The following is an 18166-nucleotide window of genomic DNA, read 5'->3' as shown; positions in this document are numbered from 1 at the left end:
TTAAAGGGATGATTGCGTTGAACTATATAGGAATAGACATAGGCTCCACAGCCTCAAAAGTGACAGTATTTGATGATGAAAGAATAAGATTTAATCTGCTTATGCCAACAGGCTGGAATAGTGTAGAAACATCAAAAAAAATTAAATCTAGCCTTATTGAAAATGGCATTGATTTAGAACATTCAAAAATAATTGCCACTGGTTACGGGAGAGTCGCTGTGCCATATGCAGACAAAACTATCACCGAAATCACTTGCCATGCTAAAGGTGCGTATTATTTAGCTAAAGAAGATTTGACGGTGATTGACATAGGTGGACAAGACACAAAGATAATTACAGTTCAAAATGGGGATGTCACAAATTTCACCATGAATGACAAATGTGCTGCAGGAACAGGGAGATTTATCGAGCTTATGGCTAATACCTTGAATTTGACAATTGAGGACCTTTCAAAGTTAGCACTGGAAGGAGAAAATGTAAAAATAAACAGCATGTGCACTGTTTTTGCAGAATCAGAAGTAATCAGTCTCATAGCAAACGGGACAAAGAGAGAAGATATAGCTAGAGGAGTATTAAATTCTATCATCAATAGAATCAAAGGAATGTTGAGTAAACACGGGCTTATAGGCACTATATACCTGACAGGTGGTCTGTGTGAATTAAACCCATTTGTTGAATTGCTTTCAAAAGAACTAGGCGAAGAAGTAAAAACATCTCCAATGGCCAGATTTGCTGGCTCAATTGGAGGTGCTTTGCTCGCTAAAAATATTTAATGGCAATTTTACAGTAAATATGCTCCCATTCCCTACTTTAGAGTAGACTTTAATTTCGCCGCCTAGTTTTTTTACATTTTCACTTACTACATATAGCCCTATGCCTTCTCCGTATTCTATTTCGTCTTGACCCCTGTAGTAAGCATTCCATATCTTATCAATATCTTCTTCTTTTATTCCCTTTCCTTCATCTTTTACTTCTAATACGAACTCATCTTTTTCTATTTTATATGATATGCTCACTTTCTTGGTTGATTCAGTGTATTTGTAGGCATTTGTCAATAGATTGTACAGAATCTGAGTGAATTTGTATTTGTCTGTCCTAATGGTCATTTTTTCATCAGTATCGATCTTTATTTGAATTTTTTTGTTGTCAAATTGATTTTTCAAGCCATTTACTATTTGCTTTATAAGTTTATCGATTTCAATATCTTCTAAGTTTAAATCATTAGTTTCCGTTTCATCTTCAATTATTCTATTTAAATTCCCTATTATAAAAGTCAAGCTTTCAACTTGGTTTTTCAATATCTCTATTTCTTCTTTACTCGTTTCAATAATTCCATCTTCAATAGCTTCAAAATGAGATCCTAAAACTGTAAGGGGAGTTCTCGTTTCATGGATTAACTGATCTAATAGCTCTTTTTTAGCCTTTTGTTTCAATTTCAGCTTGATTGACAAGTCTTCAAGGCTGTTTCTTAAACTATTTATCTCTTTTATCTTAGTGTCTTTTGCTTTTATAACTTTCCCTTGTTGTATCTCTGTCGCTAAATATGATGTTTGCCTTAAGTCAGCGCTTATTTTTCGACTTGTAATTAGTGCAATCAAAGCTGATATGCACATGGCTATGCCTATTGATATTAAGCTATTTATAAAAAGAGTACTTCTAAACATATTGGCAATTATCGAACTGTCATAACTTACTAGCCTTGTCACATATAAGGTTCCAAGAAGCTCTCCGCCGCTTTCTATTTCAACTTGCTCGGTAAATGTTTCAGAAGAGCCTTTCCCCATACCCATCCTAAAACTCATATGTCCTCTCATAAATCCGCTTTGAGCTTCCAATTTGTTTTCAACATCAGCTAGCAATATGTTGCTTTCATCGAATACTCTAACTCTTACTATTGGATCTAATAGGTGGGTTTCCAGCTCCGCTTCTAATTTGTCAGTGCTTAGATTGTCTGTTTCCAATACATTTGTAAGGTAAGATATGATCTGGCTTAGATGGTTTTCATAAGATTTATCTAAGTAATTCAAAAAATATCTATCCGTTAGTGAAGCTAAAATAGAGGAGTTGATGACAACAGTTATTAAACATACTCCTAAAAGAAGTATCAGCAACAATTTTCTAATACTCATCATTTTCTCCTCCAAATATATATCCAGCGCCATATTTTGTGATTAAGTATTTAGGATTGTTTGGATCATCCTCAATTTTTTTCCTAATTCTTCTAATGTAGCTGTCGATGTTTCTGTCAAATCCATCATATTCACTGCCAAAACTCAGAGAAATAATCTGTTCTCTGCTCAATATTAAACCTTTGTTTTCCATAAAAGTCTTAAGTAGATTGAATTCTGTGGTTGTCAAATCTATATCTTTGTCATTTTTAGTCAACTTCATGCTTTTTAAGTGTAGTTTCAACTCTTTGTACTCAATACAGCTGTCTGCAGCTTCATTGTAAACTCTTTTAAATATCGCTTTTACTCTTCTTACTAGTTCTCTAGGGCTAAATGGTTTAACAACATAGTCATCTGCCCCCAAGTCAAAGCCCTTTAGCCTATCTACTTCCAGTTCCCTAGCAGTCAGCATTATTACAGGTGTATTTGAAGTTTTTCTAATCTCATCAAGAATTTGGAATCCGTCTATATAGGGCAACATTATATCTAAAATGATAAGATGAAAGGTGTCTTTGGCTATATAATCCAATGCGCTGAGCCCATCATAGGCGCAGTTTACTTCATAGCCTTCTTTTTCAAGATATTTAGTGACAATATCACTTATGTCCTTTTGATCCTCAACGACTAATATTTTCACGATTTCACCTTCATCTTATCATTTGATTTTATATTACCCCAAAATGCACATTATTTATCTCTTAATGCTTTTTTCTTAGCTAAATACTCTTCATCCGATATCTCGCCATTGATATATTTTTGATTTAGCATTTGATCAAATTCATTTGATTCAAATTTTCTTTTATTGCTCTTTTTGATTAACAGCACTACCAAAACCACTATTGCAACGAATACCACAAAGGACATGATTGCCATAAATATCATTGCAGGATGGAAAAAGTCAAAACCTCGGTTCACTCCATCTTCAAAATATCTGTATCCGTTGCCGTTAAAAAATCTATCAAATCCATTGTATCCTCTAAAATGCATCAATTTCTACACCTCCTAGCTTTCAATGTTTTTCTTCATCCTTAGATATGTTTCTTCATCAATTTCGCCATTTATATACTTTTCTTTCAACTTTTTAAGCGATTCGTCTTCTTTGTTGTGAAAATCAAGTTGTCCATTCTTGTACAGTACATAAAGTATAATAATCAATAATAATATCACTAGCATTTTTATTCCCTCCTTTTGACTCTATTATGCCATATAAATGTTATTAAATTATGACAAAAAAAGAAATCTCAAAAATTCTTGAGATTCCTCTGAATAATTATTTCGCATTCAAAGCAGCCATTGTAATGTAATTGTATGGCTTGTTGAAATGTGGCAAGAAAAATATGTCTGCTAATTTTAATTTGTCTATCGTTACTTTTTCTTGTATAGCTAAGCTAAAGAAATGTATGCCCATTGATATATCGTATTTAGAAGCCATTTGCGCTCCTAAAACTCTTCGACTGTCCTTATCGTATACTATCCTTATCTTTACCTTTTCATTGTTTTCAGTGATAAACTCAGGCTTTTGCAAATCTTCGTAGTCTGTTGCAAGAGCATCAAATCCCAATGCTTTAGCTTTAGTCAACCTTAGACCTGTTGAAACCATTTTGAAATCAAATATATTTATTCCATTTGAGCCTTGTACACCGACACTTTCGAGTTCAACTCCCGAAGCATTGTATCCAGCTATTATCCCGCTTCTTACAGCATTTGTTGCTAGGGCTATATAATTAGGTCCATCAATTGCATTGTCATAAACTGTTGCGCAGTCGCCTATTGCATAAACATCTTTTATGCTAGTTTCTTGCTTTTTATTTACCAAGAATGCTCCGTTTCTAAATAGTTCCAAATCATCTTTTCCCAAAGTATTGTTTGGTCTAAATCCAATACAAAGTACGACCATGTCAGTAGGTATCTCTGATTTGTCTGTGATGACCTTCTCTACTTTTCCATCGCCTTGTATTTCAACTAGCTTTTCTTCAAAGTGTAGATCTATGCCATGATTTTTTAAATTCTCATCCATAAGTTTTGTGAATTCATAATCATAATAACTACTTAAACTAGTTGGTGCTACATCAATCAGTGCAACTTCTTTTCCATTTCTTTTAAAAGCCTCTGCTAATTCAACTCCGATGTATCCTGCTCCCACAACTGTTACATGTTTGATTTCATCTTTGTTTAATTTTTCGATAACTTCTTGTGCGTTTTGGTAGAGTTTTACTAATTGAACATTTTCTAAGTCAGTTCCTTTTACATTTGGAACTATTGGCAGAGACCCTGTTGCCAATATAAGCTTGTCATAATCTGTTTCAATGCTTTCTCCATTTTTGTTTTTTGCATAGATTTTTTTATTTTTAAAATCAATTTTTTCCACTTCTGTTTCCATATTTATCTTTGCGCCTTTTTTCTCAAGGCCTTCTTTTGTAGCATAAAATAATCCTTCAGGACCTGATATTTGATGCCCTATCCAAAGTGCCATACCACATCCTAAAAAACTTATATTTGAATTTCTATCAAAAACTTCAACTTGATTATCTTTATTTAAATCTAAAATTGTGTTAATTGCAGCTGTTCCTGCATGATTTGCTCCTACTACTACTATTTTACTCAAAACTAGAACCTCCTTTTTTTCTCACACTATTAAAATACACTATATGGATTTTATAGTCAATATTATTTTGTAATCTTTACATTTATATACTTCTTTTTAATTCAATTACAGGCAAATGAATTCTATTGTTTATTCTAAATGGTATCACGCTTCGCCCAAGTCCGCGGCTCACTACCATTACACCACCATTATCTGCTTTGTATATTCCTGAAGTGTATTTAGGGAAAAACCCTTGATTTGGCGCAATCACACCTCTTTTTATAAATGGAATTCTAAATTGACCTCCATGGGCATGCCCTGATAGAACCAATGTAGGTTTAACTGAATTTATTTCCGAAAAATATTCATCAAATAGCTCAGGTCTATGAGCTAGCATTATAAGCGGAATATCTTTTATTTTTTCTATATTTAGTATGTTTTCTTCTCTATATATAGCGTTGTCTTTCAATCCTATGATTCCTATTTCTATTCCATTTTTAACGAATAAATCAAATTCATTCTCTAGCAATACCACATTGCTTTCTTTCAGTATTTCCTTATATTCATCTATATAGTTGTTTCCCGACTCATGATTTCCTAAAACAGCATAAACTTTCGCTATTTCAGTCAATGAATTTACTAGTACCTCTAATTTGCTATAATCCAAATTAGAACCTCTGCTAATGATATCTCCAGTCAATGCGATTAGATCTGGCTTTTCTTTTTTTAGTATGTCAATTAATTTATCTATTTCTATCTCATTTTGCGGTATGTGCAGATCAGATATCTGCACTATTTTAAATCCATCTAACTCAGGTTTTAAATCCTTTACTTCAATCATCATTTTATCGACATCTACCCATTTATTTTGAGATAGCAAGTAAATGCCTATTAATATTAACAATAAAAATGTCTTCACTTTTTTTAACCTCAATCCATTAATGTATTTCATAAAATACCCCAAAATTTATAATATTTATCGTTTTCCATTTTAACATTTTCATACGGACGACCAGAGGTCGCCCCTACAGGCCAGGTGATAGCAGGTCGCCCCTACAATGTGGTAATTCATCCATATATCACCATCCATTTTAATATTTATCGTTTTCCCATTTTAATGGATTTGTTTCTATGTAATTCCATATTTTTTGGTATTCTTGTTCATCTCTGATTATATGGTCATAAAATGATTTTTGCCATAATGACAATCCAGTCTGCTTGGAAACAGAACCTTTAAACTGCTGCATAATACGAGATATTGTAGGGGCGGTCTTTGACCGTTCATTGGCATTATTTAATACAATAATCATATGTATGTGATTAGGCATAATAACATATTTGTCGATTTCAACATTTTCATAAATAGAATTAATTTTATTTATTTCCAAATCAATAATTTCTCCTATGTTTGATAATGGTGGTTTTTCATACGGGCGACCAAAGGTCGCCCGTACATCTAAAAATGGTAATTCTTCATGCTTACGACCAGAGGTCGCCCCTACGTCCCAAAATATATATTTCTTGTCCTTGCTGCATATTGTTATAAAATAATATCCGGCTTGTGAATAATCATAATTTTTTAACCTTATGTTTTTTCTTCGTGGTAATTCATCCATGTAATCACCATCCAATATAATATTTATTATTTTTCAATTCGCGGTTTTTTAAAATGGCGGTCAAAGATCGCCCCTACAATGTAGTAATTCGTCCATATTATCACCTATGTTATTTGTGATATGGTTCGTTATTCATTATCTTAAAAGCCCTGTAAATTTGCTCAATCAAAATCAATCTCATTAGCTGATGAGGAAATGTAAATTTTGAAAATGAAAGTTTCAGATTGCTTCTTTCTAACACTTCTGTTGAAAGGCCAATGCTTCCTCCAATTATAAAAGTTATAGCGGAGTTCCCTTCTACCATAACTCTTGAAAGAGTATCTGAGAATTGTAAAGAGTCCATGCTTTTGCCATCCAGCGCTAGACTTATGCAATAATCTCTTGGTTTTATGCAGAGAAGAATTCTTTCTCCTTCAATCTGTTTTATATTGTCCATTTCTCTTTGCGACAAGTTCTCTTTTATTTTCTCATCTTGAATTTCAATTATATTTACTTTAGCAAATTTTGATAGCCTTTTTATGTATTCATCTATGCCATCTTGTAAGTATTTTTCTTTTAATTTTCCTACTGCAATAATATTTATATCCATATTGCCTCCTAAAAAATAAGCCTTCCAAAAGGAAGGCTTATAAAAGTTCTTTTGCTATTTCAATTGGCTTATCATAGTCAGGATGGTTTGTACCCTCTTTTACATATTCTACATATTTAACAGTGTTGTCTCTATCCAATACTATAACTCCTCTTGCAAGCAACCTGTTCTCTTCCATCACAAAACCATATTTTAGCCCAAAATCCAAATCTTTGTAGTCTGATAGTGTCAAAACCTTGTCTATGTCATGAGCTGAACAAAATCTCTTTTGAGCAAATGGCAAGTCAACAGATATGGTAAGCACTATTGCATCATCCAATTTTGCAGCTTCCTCATTGAATCTAATTGTTTGTAATTCACATACGCCTGTATCCAATGAAGGCACTACTGATATGATCTTTACCTTGTCTCCAGCGTCTTTTAATGAATATGGTGTTAAATCTCCCTTTAAAACAGTAAAATCTGGTGCTTTATCTCCAACTTTTATCTCTTTGCCCAAAAGGGTTACTGGTTTTTGTCCAAAAGTTACTACTCCTTCTCTTCTTTCAACATTGTCCATTGTATCAATCACTCCTTTATTTATTCTCGACTAATTGATACCCAGGTTTTAATTTTATATTCATTTCATTTTTAAATTGAATTTTGAATCCAGTCTTCAAGCTGTTTTATAGCTTCAAAGTTTGTAAAATCGTATTTCAAAGGTGTCAAAGTTGGATACCCATGACGTAAATAGTATCTATCTGTCCCTTCTGTTTTATCATTATCTTCTCTTCCTATTGCTTTATAGACTATCTCACCATTTCCATTATGGTGAGAACTGTAAAAGTCATAAACAGGGCCCCCGATTTTGCATATTTTCATTTCAGCTAAATCCTCTTTGAGCTTGAATGGAGTGTTTAAGTTCAGCACCATAGGTGTAAATAAGGATCGTTTAATCTTTTCTATCACTTTCATTGCATAGTCAGCAGCTAAATCATAATTTACTTTGCCTTCAATCCACTCTGCTGATACAGCTATACTCGGTATTCCGAACAAATTCGCTTCTATGGCCGCAGATACAGTGCCTGAATACAATACATCGGTTCCAGTATTAGCGCCCATGTTTATTCCCGATATGACTAAATCTACATTCTCTTTCTTAAAAAGTTGCACTCCTATTCTTACACAATCTGCTGGTGTTCCTGAAATGCTATATGCTTTTGCTTGTAGATTTTCTAATTTAACTTCCTTTATGACTAAGGGATTTAAAAAGGTTATAGTGTGGCTTTGCCCGCTTCTTTCAACATCTGGTGCTACTATCATTATTTCGTGATCTTTTTCTAATTTTTTTGCCATTGTATATATACCTTGAGCGAATATCCCATCGTCATTTGTCAACAAAATTCTCATTATTTTCCCCCATTAATCAAGTTCTACTGTTAAATTCAATATACTTCCATTTCGGTTGATTTCAACTCGTACTCTATCTCCTGATTGATAGTTGTAAAGCTCTTTTCTCAAAGCAGAAAGGCTTGTTACTTCTTTATTCCCAAATTTGGTTATGACATCCATAGGTTTTATCCCTGCTTTGTCTGCTGGAGAGTCAGGCACTACTTCAACAACCAATACTCCTTTATCTGCTTTTATGTCTACTCCCATTTGCCTTTCATACAGGTCTATGTCGCTGCCGGAAATTCCCAATGCAACTGGCTCTAAATTGCCTTTTTTGATTACTCTTTCTATAATAGGTTTAACTGTATTTATGGGGATGGAGAATCCCAATCCCTCGCCCGTTTGAATCTTTGCAGTGTTTATTCCAATTACTTGGCCTTTAGAATTTAGCAAAGGTCCTCCGCTGTTTCCTGGATTTATAGAAGCATCGGTTTGAATTAAATCTTCCATTACATTGTACCTGGTCACTTGAATAGATCTATGAAGTCCACTTATTACACCAGCTGTTACAGTCCTTTGAAATTCAAGTCCAAGAGGGTTTCCAATTGCGACAGCAATTTCGCCAACCTCCAATTTGTCTGAATCTCCTAATTCAGCTGGCAATAAATTTCTTGCATTTACTTTTATGATTGCTAAGTCTAGTGTAGGATCATACCATACAACTTCTGCCTTCTTTGAATCTCCATTTTCAAATAGCACATTTATTTCTTTTGCGCTTCCATCCCCTATTACATGGGAGTTAGTCAATACGTAGCCATCGCTGTCTATTATAACCCCTGAGCCTACGCCTTCAACCGTCCTAGACCAAATGAATTCTTGTTGAATTTGAATAGTGGTAATACCAACCACTGAGCCCATTCCCTTTTTAGCTACTGCAGTAACAGTATTTATCTCATCTGTTGGTTTTATATCAATAGTATTTATTATTGGCGCCTCAGTACTATATTGGTATATCTCTGGTAATGGTATTATCTTCCCATATAGATAAGTTGGAGCAACATAAGTTGTTATTATTCCACCTATTATAGCTCCAATTAGCGCAACTAAAAAATACGAAAATTTGCTTGGTTTCTTAGGCCTTTTATAGTAATTTCCATAATTGTCCATGTTTATTCCCCCTAAATATAAAAAATTTGAGTGTTGTTGTCCCTATTTGTCAAGTGTATATTTACTTCTTTTTCTACATCGTAGCCGCTTTCCCTCAAACCATCGTATATAGTCTTATATGCCAATTTGGGTAGGTTGTTTTCTTTGCTTAAATGAGCCAACAATACATGCTCGTTTTCTCCCATTAATACTTCCCTTAATATCTCAAGGCAGGCGTCGTTTGAGAGATGTCCTCTCTGGCTTAATATCCTCTTTTTTAAATATAACGGATATGAACCATTTCTCAGCATTTCGATGTCGTGATTTGCTTCAATAAAAAACAGGTGCGATCCTTTTATCTTTGATTTTATACCCTCATTTACGCATCCTGTATCAGTTAAGATGCTTATTTTTTTCATTTCATTAAACAATAAGTAGCCCACTGGATCTAGAGCATCATGGCTCACATTAAACGGATGCACGAGTATGTCTTTGATTTCAAAGTTTTTATTTGCATTGATTATTTTAATGTTTTCTGATTTTACTGTCTTTATGATTGGTTCCATTCCAATCCAAGTTCTTTCATTCGCATAAACTGGTATGTTGTACTTTCGCGATAATATTCCAACGCCTTTAGCGTGGTCTATATGCTCATGTGTCACAAGTATGGCATCTATATCTTTTGGATCTACATCTATGTTTTTTAAAAGTTCTGTTATTCTCTTTCCTGTAAATCCAGCATCCACTAATATCTTTGCGTTTTCAGTTTCTATATATTGACAGTTGCCACTGCTCCCGCTTGAAAGTGAGCAAAATGAAAATGACATATTAATCCTCCTAGTATTCTATTCAAAGTCAAGTATTATCTTATACCCATCGCTAAATTGAACCCTCCACGCAGGTACTGTTCTTCCCTCTATTATTTCCTTGTATTTTGAAAAATAGTCTTGTTTTTCTGGATCGAAATAATAACATATTGATATATCTGTGATCTCCTTGCCATACACTTCCTCTTTCATCAAGAGTTCCAAAAGCGCTTTTTTTGCTGGTATAGTCTTTAATACTACATCTTCAATCTCTTTTATATCAAGCCAAGTCCTCTCCATTCTAAATACTATATCATCTTTAATTTCAAAAGTTGTAAATGATGATTCGATATAATTTCCATCATGAATGTTGGAATAAGCAAGATAATAACCATCTTCTGTAAGATTTGAAAAAGTGAGTTTCATATCATCGGTTGAAAATCCCCGGTCTTTCATAAATTGCATTGCAATTTCATTTGCTTTCTCCAATGGGTTTGATAATTCTTTCATCGTGGTATAGACTTTTTTTTCTGTTTCATCTTCAGTTTTTTCTTCTTCATAAATCAAAAGTTTTCCGTTGATTACTGTAACTGTTTCTCTTTGCCTTGAAACTTCAAACAAGTCATCATTTATGTATTTTATAGAGCCATTTTCATCAAAAAATCTATCATTAATATCATTGGCATCATAAAATTCGTACTCAACTACAATGCCTTTTAATTCGTTTTCCCCATTCGGTATATCAACGCTTAATTTTATGTCTTTCTGACTTAATTTGTTAATCAGTTCATCTTCACTAAATTCGTGCGATTTTTCTTCTTTTTTCTCGAGTAAATAAATACTGCCCAATAGCATATTTACAATGACAAGTGCTATAAGCAAAATTGTCTTAGCTTTTGACCAATCCAAAAAAAACCCTCCTAATCCACATACATCAATACTCCATTATATGCGTTAAACAAGTAATTTTTACCAAATGCGTTTATTGTCCAAACAGGTATGAGCCTTTCATTTTTTAATTTCAAATTTGGATCAAAATAAGCTGGATAAACATCTGTTATTTCATTTATCACTTGTTGCTTTGATATTTTACTTTTATCTTTTATCCCATAGTTTTCTATAAATTGTGCTTTCAAATAATCAAAGTTCTTGTCAATGATTTCATTGTAGCTTAGCATTGAAGAATTATCTTCGTAGGAGATATAGCTAAATTGGTCTTTTAATTTAAATATTTGCTTAAAGCTCCTAATCTCTTTGTTGAAAACTTCTATGACAATTTCATTAGAACTTTCCTTATTCTTTTCGAACGTCTTTAGTCCGTTGTTCTTATGGCTTAATACAAATTTATATCCCTTGCTTTTCCCAGCATCAATGGGTGTTATTTCATCAAGTGTCAATTCATAGGGAAAAAGTGAATTCTTCGTAATGAAATTAACTGCTGTGTTTAAACTTAAATAAAGGTTTCTTTCTCTTACATCGCTCTTTAGAGGATTATAATACGATATAAGCCCATTTGGGTTTATCTTTAAAACATTTGAATTGTAAAAGTATATAGCTGAGCCATTGTCTTCTTTTATTTGTCTGATGTAATACTTATCTACTCCAAAAAACTTCTCAGCTAACTTGTCCTTATCTTCCATGTCCATTAAAACAACTTCATTTGATACATAAGTTATAGGAATCTTCATTTCGATTTTGTCATGGATTAATAAATTTTTCTTCGACTGCTCTAAATCCAAATCTGCCAAATTTATCTCATTTAGGTTTTTTTCATCTAAAACTTTTTTAAATCTGATTATCATATTTGACATATCATAATCATCAGCTTCTACCAAATAGTCCTTGTCTTTGTTTGATAACACTAGCGAGTATTTATCATCATACAAATATAGCCCAAGACAATTTATGTTTTTTATTGTGTCTATCTTTGGGTTTGCTTCCTCAATGTCATATGCCTTTAAAAGCAAATTTAAGTTGATTTCGTATGGATAGCAAAACACAATGTCAGGATATAATTCTTTTACATTAGCTTTATTCATTTCTACTATGTTCAAATTACTCTTAGAGAGTATTTGAGATAAAGTAGTCTTTGCTGTTTCAAAAAAATTCTCAGTTGTCACATCATAAATTGTGAAAATTTTGCCATCGTTCGTCTTTAAATAAGCTTTGCTAGGCACTAATACATCCTCGAGAGTGTATGTATAGTTTGGTGTGATTGCAACATTTTTATTGTTTTTTTGTTCGATTTTATTTCCACTAGAAAGTTCGTTTATAAATAACACACTAGTTATAACAAGTATAAGCATAGTGATCGTCTTTAGTTTTTCTTTCATTACGTTCTACTTCCTTTAATCAACTATTTTTTGTCTCTTCTAGCAGCGGCAATATAATTGTCACTATCGTTCCTTTCATGTTCTCACTCTCTATATAAATTTTCCCATCAAATGCTTCGACTATTTCTTTTGCTATAGATAAACCAAGTCCCGTGCCGCCTAAATCTCTGCTTCTTCCTTTTTCAACTCGGTAAAATCTATCAAACACTCTATCTTTGTCTTCAAACGGAATCCCTATTCCATTATCCTCTATTTTGATGCGAGCAAAAGAATTCTCTTCCTTTATGTCTATGTTTACATAGCCATTGTTTTCTGTGTATTTAATTGAATTTGTGATGATGTTTTGAAAAACTTGTACAAGTCCATCTTTGTCAGCATAGGTGTAGCATTCCTTTTCTGAGTTGTAGTTCAATGCTATATTTTTCTCATTTGCCATAATTTTCAATTTTGAAATTGTATTTTCAACTATTTCATTTATGCAAATTCTATCTTTATTCCATTTTGTCCTTTTATAATCTATATTTGAAAGTTGCAGGAGGTCACTGACAAGCCTGGACATTCTGTCACATTCTTCATCTATCACACTCAAGAATCTCTTTTTATGATCGTCGTCTATGTCATCTATCATTAGAGTTTCAGTGTAGCTTTTAATAGTAGTTATAGGTGTTTTTAGCTCGTGGCTCACATTTGCAACAAATTCTTTTCTCATCTTATCAAGATTGTGTTCCTGAGTTATATCTTGGTATACAATTATAAGCCCTTCTATTGATTTATGCTCATTCCTATATGGCGCGTATTTGACTTTATATGCATTTCCACCAATTTCAATCAATTTTTCGCCATTCAATGTAGTTTCATCTGTGTAATCAATGCCCAATAGCCCTAAATTATTTAGATCCAAAGTATGTTTTTCATTCTCAATTTCAATGTTTTCTATGTTTAACAGTTTCTTCCCAATTGGATTGGCATGGATCAATTCTCCTCTTTTATCAACAGCTATAACGCCTTCTGCCATATAGCTAAAGATCGTATCCAATTTGTTTCTTTCTAATTCCATTTCATTCAAAGTTTCATTGAGCTTTAATGTAAGTTGATTGAACATGTTTGCCAATTGGCCTATTTCGTCATTAGATTTTACTGAAACATATTGATTGAAATTTCCTTGGGACATTTCAAAAGCTTTCTTTGTCACATCTCTTATAGGTTCGGTTATGCTGTTTGCTATCAAAAATCCCAAAATTATCGTAGTGATAAGGGCGATCATAGTGGCTTTTGAAAGGATTGAACGGGTATAGCTCAAAGTGCTTTCCACGGTTGACAAATCAGATGTCATATACAGAATTCCCGATAATTTCCCAGTTGTTGAATAGATTGGATACGCCATGTGTTTTAGAGTCTTCCCCTCTAAATCATCGGTTATGACAGCTTCAGTAACTTTTCCAGTAAATGTGTCAATGACTAGCTGTGGATCTATGAATTTATATGAAAGAGCTCCTTTCCCAATCAAGTAGATGTCTTCTTTCGATGATGTAGCAAGTATTTTTGGCACATCTTCGTCATAAATAGCATATATTGTCTCTCCTTGAGCAAGTCTCCAGTCATTTAATGTACTTTGAATTTGCTCTTGATTTTCAAGCCAATTGTCACTTGAAAAATAGCTGGAAGTGGAAGATATTGCTTCTATGTTGTTTTTCATCGACAAAGTTACACTTTCTATTTGCTGAGCTTCAAGTCGATCTACAATAAAGACTCCAACTATAGCCATAGCTATGAAGACTAAGAGAAAATAAACCACTATGAATCTCCATTTTATACTGGAAAACATATCAGTCCCTCCTAAAGTAGTAGCCTACTCCTCTTTTAGTCAATATATACTTAAAATCCTCATCAGGTGTTTCTATTTTTTCTCTAAGCCTTCTCACAGTTACATCAACAGTTCTTATGTCTCCGAAATACTCATAACCCCACACATTTTCTAGTAGATGCTCTCTAGTGAAAACCTGTCCTCTATTTAATGCCAAATGCTTTAATAACTCGAATTCTCTAAGAGTTAGATTGATGATTTCTCCATTTTTTCTGACTTCATATTTAGATAAATCTATCATAAGTTCATCAGTCTCTATAATTTCATTTGGATCCTGTTCGTCATTAAAGTCAATTCTCCTTAAATTTGCTTTTACTCTAGCAACTAGTTCTCTCATGCTAAATGGTTTTACTATATAATCGTCCGCTCCCAACTCTAATCCTGTTATCTTGTCTTCTTCTTCCTCTTTTGCAGTCAATATGATTATTGGCATTTTATAATTTGGTCTGATTTCTCTTAGAACCTCAAATCCATCTTTCTTAGGCATCATAATATCCAAAAGTATAAGTTGATAACTGTTCTCTTGAATTGATTTGATGCACTCTTCCCCATCAAAGCATAGATCTACCCCAAAACCTTCTTTTTCTAGATTGAATTTTACTATATCTCCAATAGCTTTTTCATCATCAGCTACTAATATCTTCGCAATCATTTAATCACCCCATGATAAATTGATAATTAAATTATTACTTATATTAATTAATAAGTCAATGTTAACCAAAATTAAATTTGGGTAATATAAATATGTATTGAATTTAAGAAGTCTTTCTACTATAATATAATATATCAAAAGGGAGTAGCTAGTAAAATGATAGTCGTCAATACGGTGTATACCCGGCTATCACCTATCTTTTAAGGTAGCAAGACTTTTGTTCATATTTATGGACAAGAGTCTTTTTTTCTATTTGATTATGAATATTACTTAACGAAAGAGGTGTTAATTGATGAATTGGCATGAGAAAAGTATCGAAGAAGTCCTAAAAGAATTGAGTGTGGATTCTAAAAAGGGACTTGACACTGAGAGTGCTAAAGAAAGGCTTGAAAAATACGGGCCAAATGAGCTTAAGGAAGAAAAAGGCAGAAGTTTTTTTAAAAAGTTGTTAGCACAATTTAGTGATTTCTTAGTATTAATTTTAATTGCCGCTGCATTGGTTTCTTTCTTTATTGGAGAAACTCAAGATGCAATAGTAATACTGGCGATTGTTGTTATCAATGCAATGCTAGGTCTTTACCAAGAAGGAAAGGCTGAGAAAGCATTAGATGCGCTAAAGAAAATGGCCTCGCCCACTGCTAAAGTAATAAGAGATGGCAAGACCATTGAAGTTGATTCAAGAGAATTAGTCCCTGGGGACATCGTAATTCTCGAAACAGGGGATATTGTTCCTGCAGACTTGAGAATCATTGATTCAAAAAATCTAAAAATTGATGAGGCATCTCTCACAGGTGAATCAGTCGCTGTAGAAAAAGATGCAAATAGAGTGTTGGAAGGAGATATATCGTTAGGCGACAGAGTTAACATGGCATATATGAGTACTATTGTGACCTATGGTAGAGGCAAAGGTGTTGTAGTAGGAACAGGTGCAAATACTGAAATAGGTAAAATTGCCACAATGATCCAATCGTACGAAGATGAATCAACTCCTCTCCAAAAGAAATTAAATCAGCTAGGCAAAGTACTTGGTATAGCAACGATATTAATTTGCATTATCGTATTTGCCGATGGCTTGATTCAAGGTAGAGATCCATTGGAGATGTTTATGGTTAGTGTAAGCCTTGCAGTAGCAGCTATACCTGAAGGATTGCCCGCAATTGTAACCATAGTGCTTGCTATTGGCATGAATAAAATGGTAAAGAGAAATGCTATAGTAAAAAAATTGCTAGCAGTTGAAACCCTAGGTGCTACTTCTGTTATATGTACAGATAAAACTGGAACTTTAACACAAAATGAAATGACAGTAGTAAAAATATACACAAATGATAAGGTGATTGATGTCGAAGGTGTTGGATATGAACCTAAGGGAGATTTCAAATTAGGTGAAGAAAAAATATCTCCACTTGATGATAAAAACGTCCAAAGTTTGTTGTTAATGGGTGCATTGGTAAATGATGCAGAACTTGTAGAAAATGGCGGTCAATATAAAATAGTTGGAGACCCTACTGAAGGCGCATTGGTAACATTAGCTGCAAAAGGCGGCATTGATGTAGATTCTTTGAATGAGAAATACCCTAGAATTCAAGAGATACCTTTCGATGCATCAAGAAAAATGATGACTACTTTCCACGAAGGATATTTTGAAGATAAGATAACAGCTATTACAAAAGGAGCTCCTGATTTATTAATTCAAAAATGTTCTCATATCCTTTTAAATGGTGAAGTAGTTCCTTTTACTGAGGAACTTAAAAAGAAAGTTTTGGATACTAATATAAACTTCTCAAAACAAGCATTGAGAGTATTGGCAGTTGCTTATAAAGTGTTTGATAAACTCCCTGACAATCTAGATCCTGAAAATATCGAAAAAGACATGATTTTTGTTGGTTTATCGGGCATGATAGACCCTCTAAGACCAGAAGCAAAAGAAGCCATCAAATTGTGTAAAAAAGCAGGAATTGATATCAAAGTTATCACTGGAGATTACAAAGAAACTGCATTTGCCATAGCAAGGGATTTGGGTTTAGTAGAATCTGAAGATGAAGCGATGATGGGAGAAGAATTAAATAAGATTTCAGATGAAGAATTAAGAGAAGTTGTAAAAAGAGTAAAAGTATTTGCAAGGGTTTCTCCTGAACATAAAGTAAGGATTGTAAATGCATTAAAAGAAAATGGTGAAATCACTGCAATGACTGGCGATGGAGTTAACGATGCTCTAGCTATAAAGAAAGCAGATATAGGTATTTCGATGGGCATAACTGGAACAGACGTTGCAAAGAATACAGCTGATATGATTTTAACAGATGATAACTTTGCAAGTATTGTGTCTGCAGTTGAAGAAGGTAGAATTATATTTAGCAATATAAAGAAATTCGTATTCTTCTTGTTGTCCTGTAATATAGGTGAGATTTTATTGGTATTTTTAAGTATCGCTGTATTTAACTGGCCAATACCATTGTTGCCAATACAGCTTTTGTGGATAAACTTAGTAACTGATAGTTTCCCTGCTCTAGCATTAGGTGTGGAGAAAGGTGAGCCAGATATAATGAATCATCCTCCAAGAAATACAGATGAGCCAATTCTCGATAGGAGAATGCTTTTAGGTGTATCATTCCAGAGTTTAGCTATCGCAGCAGCATCGTTGTTATCATTTTGGTGGGCACAAAACACTTTTGGTAGTGAAGACTTAGTCATTGTTAGAACAGTAGTATTTACGACATTGATAACTGCAGAACTGTTGAGAGCTTATTCTAGTAGATCACAAAAATACACTCTATTTAGAATAGGATTTTTCTCAAATAGGCAGATGGTATTAGCAACTCTCGGAGCATTTGCTTTGTTGTTAGTTGTACTATATGTACCATTTTTACAAGATATATTTTATACTCAAGCACTCACTTTAAATGAATGGAAAGTGATAATTCCACTTGCTTTGATACCTTTAGTAGTTGGTGAATTGTCAAAAATAGTTTTATCTAGATTTCATAAATAATCATTAAAAGCTCTGGCAATCATGCCAGAGCTTTTTTATTATATAAAT

18 protein-coding genes are annotated in these 18166 nt (G+C 33.3%); 2 read left to right on the top strand and 16 right to left on the bottom strand.

Going from position 1 to position 18166, the window contains the following annotated elements; genetic code table 11:
* Positions 1–8 precede the first annotated feature (8 nt).
* On the top strand, positions 9–773 hold the full coding sequence (locus tag BO51_RS07190; protein ID WP_496485370.1) for an acyl-CoA dehydratase activase: 765 nt from the start codon (positions 9–11) through the stop codon (positions 771–773).
* Here BO51_RS07190 and BO51_RS07185 read toward each other — a convergent pair.
* From BO51_RS07185 to BO51_RS07110, 16 genes are all read right to left on the bottom strand, one after another.
* Complete coding sequence (locus tag BO51_RS07185) at positions 738–2129, bottom strand: ATP-binding protein (RefSeq protein WP_496485348.1); 1392 nt, start codon at positions 2127–2129, stop codon at positions 738–740. The two genes, BO51_RS07190 and BO51_RS07185, sit on opposite strands and share 36 nt — an antisense overlap.
* The gene (locus BO51_RS07180; protein ID WP_496485346.1) at positions 2119–2805 is read right to left on the bottom strand and encodes a response regulator transcription factor; all 687 of its coding nucleotides are present in this window, start codon (positions 2803–2805) and stop codon (positions 2119–2121) included. Before BO51_RS07180 ends, BO51_RS07185 begins: the two co-directional genes overlap by 11 nt.
* Before the next feature lie 50 nt (positions 2806–2855).
* Positions 2856–3158 carry a hypothetical protein gene (locus BO51_RS07175; RefSeq protein ID WP_496485344.1) on the bottom strand — a complete coding sequence of 101 codons (303 nt, stop codon included), beginning with the start codon at positions 3156–3158 and terminating at the stop codon, positions 2856–2858.
* Between the two features lie 12 nt (positions 3159–3170).
* Positions 3171–3341, bottom strand: coding sequence for an SHOCT domain-containing protein (locus tag BO51_RS07170; RefSeq protein WP_463260947.1), 171 nt, complete (start codon positions 3339–3341; stop codon positions 3171–3173).
* A 97-nt stretch (positions 3342–3438) separates the two neighbouring features.
* Entirely contained in the window at positions 3439–4773 is a 1335-nt protein-coding gene (nox, locus tag BO51_RS07165) for a H2O-forming NADH oxidase (RefSeq protein WP_496485342.1), read from the bottom strand.
* Between the two features lie 82 nt (positions 4774–4855).
* On the bottom strand, positions 4856–5704 hold the full coding sequence (locus BO51_RS07160; protein WP_496485340.1) for a metallophosphoesterase: 849 nt from the start codon (positions 5702–5704) through the stop codon (positions 4856–4858).
* A gap of 139 nt (positions 5705–5843) precedes the next feature.
* Entirely contained in the window at positions 5844–6368 is a 525-nt protein-coding gene (locus BO51_RS07155; protein ID WP_496485338.1) for a transposase, read from the bottom strand.
* Positions 6369–6477: 109 nt separating this feature from the next.
* The gene (rlmH, locus tag BO51_RS07150) at positions 6478–6957 is read right to left on the bottom strand and encodes a 23S rRNA (pseudouridine(1915)-N(3))-methyltransferase RlmH (RefSeq protein WP_496485336.1); all 480 of its coding nucleotides are present in this window, start codon (positions 6955–6957) and stop codon (positions 6478–6480) included.
* A gap of 37 nt (positions 6958–6994) precedes the next feature.
* Entirely contained in the window at positions 6995–7516 is a 522-nt protein-coding gene (gene tpx / locus BO51_RS07145) for a thiol peroxidase (protein ID WP_496485334.1), read from the bottom strand.
* Positions 7517–7587: 71 nt separating this feature from the next.
* Positions 7588–8346: a 5'/3'-nucleotidase SurE gene (gene surE / locus BO51_RS07140; protein ID WP_496485332.1), complete on the bottom strand. Its 759-nt coding sequence runs from the start codon at positions 8344–8346 to the stop codon at positions 7588–7590.
* A 12-nt stretch (positions 8347–8358) separates the two neighbouring features.
* Positions 8359–9495, bottom strand: a complete 1137-nt coding sequence (gene htrA / locus BO51_RS07135) for a serine protease HtrA (protein ID WP_496485330.1) — start codon at positions 9493–9495, stop codon at positions 8359–8361.
* Between the two features lie 11 nt (positions 9496–9506).
* Entirely contained in the window at positions 9507–10301 is a 795-nt protein-coding gene (locus tag BO51_RS07130) for an MBL fold metallo-hydrolase (RefSeq protein ID WP_496485328.1), read from the bottom strand.
* A gap of 18 nt (positions 10302–10319) precedes the next feature.
* On the bottom strand, positions 10320–11189 hold the full coding sequence (locus BO51_RS07125) for a two-component system regulatory protein YycI (protein ID WP_496485326.1): 870 nt from the start codon (positions 11187–11189) through the stop codon (positions 10320–10322).
* 11 nt (positions 11190–11200) lie between these two features.
* The gene (locus BO51_RS07120; RefSeq protein ID WP_496485324.1) at positions 11201–12613 is read right to left on the bottom strand and encodes a hypothetical protein; all 1413 of its coding nucleotides are present in this window, start codon (positions 12611–12613) and stop codon (positions 11201–11203) included.
* 19 nt (positions 12614–12632) lie between these two features.
* The gene (locus tag BO51_RS07115; RefSeq protein WP_496485322.1) at positions 12633–14438 is read right to left on the bottom strand and encodes a HAMP domain-containing sensor histidine kinase; all 1806 of its coding nucleotides are present in this window, start codon (positions 14436–14438) and stop codon (positions 12633–12635) included.
* 1 nt (position 14439) lies between these two features.
* Positions 14440–15129 carry a response regulator gene (locus tag BO51_RS07110; protein ID WP_496485320.1) on the bottom strand — a complete coding sequence of 230 codons (690 nt, stop codon included), beginning with the start codon at positions 15127–15129 and terminating at the stop codon, positions 14440–14442.
* A 292-nt stretch (positions 15130–15421) separates the two neighbouring features.
* On the opposite strand from BO51_RS07110, the gene BO51_RS07105 reads away from it, so the two are divergent.
* On the top strand, positions 15422–18118 hold the full coding sequence (locus BO51_RS07105; protein WP_496485318.1) for a calcium-translocating P-type ATPase, SERCA-type: 2697 nt from the start codon (positions 15422–15424) through the stop codon (positions 18116–18118).
* Positions 18119–18166 lie beyond the last annotated feature (48 nt).

The organism is Soehngenia saccharolytica DSM 12858, from assembly GCF_059568515.1.
This window is presented reverse-complemented; position numbering and strand designations above follow the sequence as displayed.

What these genes read in the sequence shown, in the direction of transcription:
- BO51_RS07190 (WP_496485370.1), top strand. Translation starts at nt 9, where the DNA reads ATGATTGCGTTGAACTATATAGGAATAGACATAGGCTCCACAGCCTCA.
- BO51_RS07185 (WP_496485348.1), bottom strand. Translation starts at nt 2,129, where the DNA reads ATGAGTATTAGAAAATTGTTGCTGATACTTCTTTTAGGAGTATGTTTA.
- BO51_RS07170 (WP_463260947.1), bottom strand. Translation starts at nt 3,341, where the DNA reads ATGCTAGTGATATTATTATTGATTATTATACTTTATGTACTGTACAAG.
- BO51_RS07160 (WP_496485340.1), bottom strand. Translation starts at nt 5,704, where the DNA reads ATGAAATACATTAATGGATTGAGGTTAAAAAAAGTGAAGACATTTTTA.
- BO51_RS07155 (WP_496485338.1), bottom strand. Translation starts at nt 6,368, where the DNA reads ATGGATGAATTACCACGAAGAAAAAACATAAGGTTAAAAAATTATGAT.
- rlmH (WP_496485336.1), bottom strand. Translation starts at nt 6,957, where the DNA reads ATGGATATAAATATTATTGCAGTAGGAAAATTAAAAGAAAAATACTTA.
- tpx (WP_496485334.1), bottom strand. Translation starts at nt 7,516, where the DNA reads ATGGACAATGTTGAAAGAAGAGAAGGAGTAGTAACTTTTGGACAAAAA.
- surE (WP_496485332.1), bottom strand. Translation starts at nt 8,346, where the DNA reads ATGAGAATTTTGTTGACAAATGACGATGGGATATTCGCTCAAGGTATA.
- htrA (WP_496485330.1), bottom strand. Translation starts at nt 9,495, where the DNA reads ATGGACAATTATGGAAATTACTATAAAAGGCCTAAGAAACCAAGCAAA.
- BO51_RS07130 (WP_496485328.1), bottom strand. Translation starts at nt 10,301, where the DNA reads ATGTCATTTTCATTTTGCTCACTTTCAAGCGGGAGCAGTGGCAACTGT.
- BO51_RS07120 (WP_496485324.1), bottom strand. Translation starts at nt 12,613, where the DNA reads ATGAAAGAAAAACTAAAGACGATCACTATGCTTATACTTGTTATAACT.
- BO51_RS07115 (WP_496485322.1), bottom strand. Translation starts at nt 14,438, where the DNA reads ATGTTTTCCAGTATAAAATGGAGATTCATAGTGGTTTATTTTCTCTTA.
- BO51_RS07110 (WP_496485320.1), bottom strand. Translation starts at nt 15,129, where the DNA reads ATGATTGCGAAGATATTAGTAGCTGATGATGAAAAAGCTATTGGAGAT.
- BO51_RS07105 (WP_496485318.1), top strand. Translation starts at nt 15,422, where the DNA reads ATGAATTGGCATGAGAAAAGTATCGAAGAAGTCCTAAAAGAATTGAGT.